The sequence below is a fragment of the Martelella mediterranea genome, from assembly GCF_004342225.1.
In the GTDB taxonomy this organism is placed as follows: Bacteria; Pseudomonadota; Alphaproteobacteria; order Rhizobiales; family Rhizobiaceae; genus Martelella; species Martelella mediterranea_B.
Window position 1 is genome coordinate 1 of the sequence record NZ_SMAR01000097.1, and the last position, 1,554, is coordinate 1,554.

At 53.3% G+C, this 1,554-nt stretch carries 2 protein-coding genes; both read right to left on the reverse strand.

Features of this window, described 5'->3' with window-relative positions; translation table 11 throughout:
* Positions 1-24: 24 nt before the first annotated feature.
* A complete protein-coding gene (locus EDC90_RS20730; RefSeq protein WP_245511164.1) occupies positions 25-636 on the reverse strand; it encodes a type I restriction endonuclease in 612 nt (203 codons plus the stop codon).
* 9 nt (positions 637-645) lie between these two features.
* A complete protein-coding gene (locus EDC90_RS20735; protein ID WP_132314399.1) occupies positions 646-1,458 on the reverse strand; it encodes a restriction endonuclease subunit S in 813 nt (270 codons plus the stop codon).
* Positions 1,459-1,554 lie beyond the last annotated feature (96 nt).

Sequence of the window (1,554 nt, forward strand, 5' to 3'; positions counted from 1 at the left end):
ATCAAAAACAAGCAGCATAATCAATCACACAAACCAGCCAGAGCCTCCAATGCTCAAGCCGCTCTGATGTCCCATTTTATATGACAACGGACAGTAGTCGCTCAGGTTCTCGGCATAAGCGCGGCGGAGATCCTTGTCGGGCCGCTTCAACTCGCAGAACATCAGCGGCAGCCCGTTGACGAAGCCGACGATGTCAGCCCGCCTTCGATGGGCATAGCCGTGCACCCACAGCTCACGAACACAGAGAAAATCGTTGTTCTCGGGCGTGTCGAAATCGAAGACGCGCAGGTGCTCGACGCGGGTCTCGTCGTCCTGACGGAACTTCACCATCACCCCGTTGCGGAGCAGTTCGTATTTCTCCTGGTTGGTCTTCAGCAGAGATTGCGAGGCGAAGGTCTCGGTGATCTTGCGAAGCGCCTGTTCATAGGCTTCATCCGGCAAGCCGGGGTTCAGGGTGACCAGCGCCTCCGACAGATAGCGCGTCAGGATCACGTCCTTGTCGGATTTGCGGCCCAGCGTACCCTCGGAGCCGAAGGTTTCGCTATTCCATGCCATGACCGAGCGCCAGCCATGCTCTTCGGCCAGATAATCGGCCATCGTCTTTTGAACCAAAAGGTCTTCAGTAAAATCGTTCATGGCCAGATACTACTCGGGGATGGAAAGACGTCCATCCATTAAACGCGGAAGAAGAAGGTCGCGGGCTTTGGCGAGCTTTTGGTTTTGATCTCGCAGCGTTCGGACCTGATCAAAGATTGTCTTCGCTCGATTCGCGAAGTTCTTTCCAATTTCCTCCGTCGGCACGATGATGTCCTGATCTTTCAGAAACTTGAAGTGACGCGCATACGCATAATTGGATAGATCAACATTGATCAATGAAAAGTAGAATAACTGCTGAGGGAGGCGTTCTTCGTTTGACTGGATGATCTGGGTTCCGTCCGCACCCCGCGCAAACGGAAAATCAACAAATTTCAGTGCCCGAGTATGATCCCCAAAAACGATCAGCGGCAGGCTGTCATGATATATCGCTTCTTTATTATCGGTGTATCCGCCAATGAAATCCTGCCCCTGATCCACGCAAGGCCACTGGCCATATGCTTGGTATTCGTCCTTTCGGACCTTGGGCTTCGATTTCAAGCGAGTGAGAAGGTCTTTAACCTTCCGCACTTCCCACCCCGCCGGCAGGCCATCGACGAATTTGGTGGTATCGAAGCCGGGGAAGCGGAAATGGACGAACCATTCGCGATACAAGAGCCGCGTCGCCTGCTCCAACAACCCAATCCGCCGCCGGTTGTTCTCGATCAGGTCGTCATAGGCTGCAAGCACGCCCGCGATCCGCTCTTGGGTGGGTAGGTCGGGAACCTTGATGCTAGCAGAGTAGAAGTCTTCTCGCTTTGTGCTGGGGATGGCCGCGCCCGAGTTCATCGAATTGATGTCGAGTAATTTCAGGCGGTAATACATCCATGTCCGTTGTCATATAAAATGGGACATCAGAGCGGCTTGAGCATTGGAGGCTCTGGCTGGTTTGTGTGATTGATTATGCTGCTTGTTTTTGAT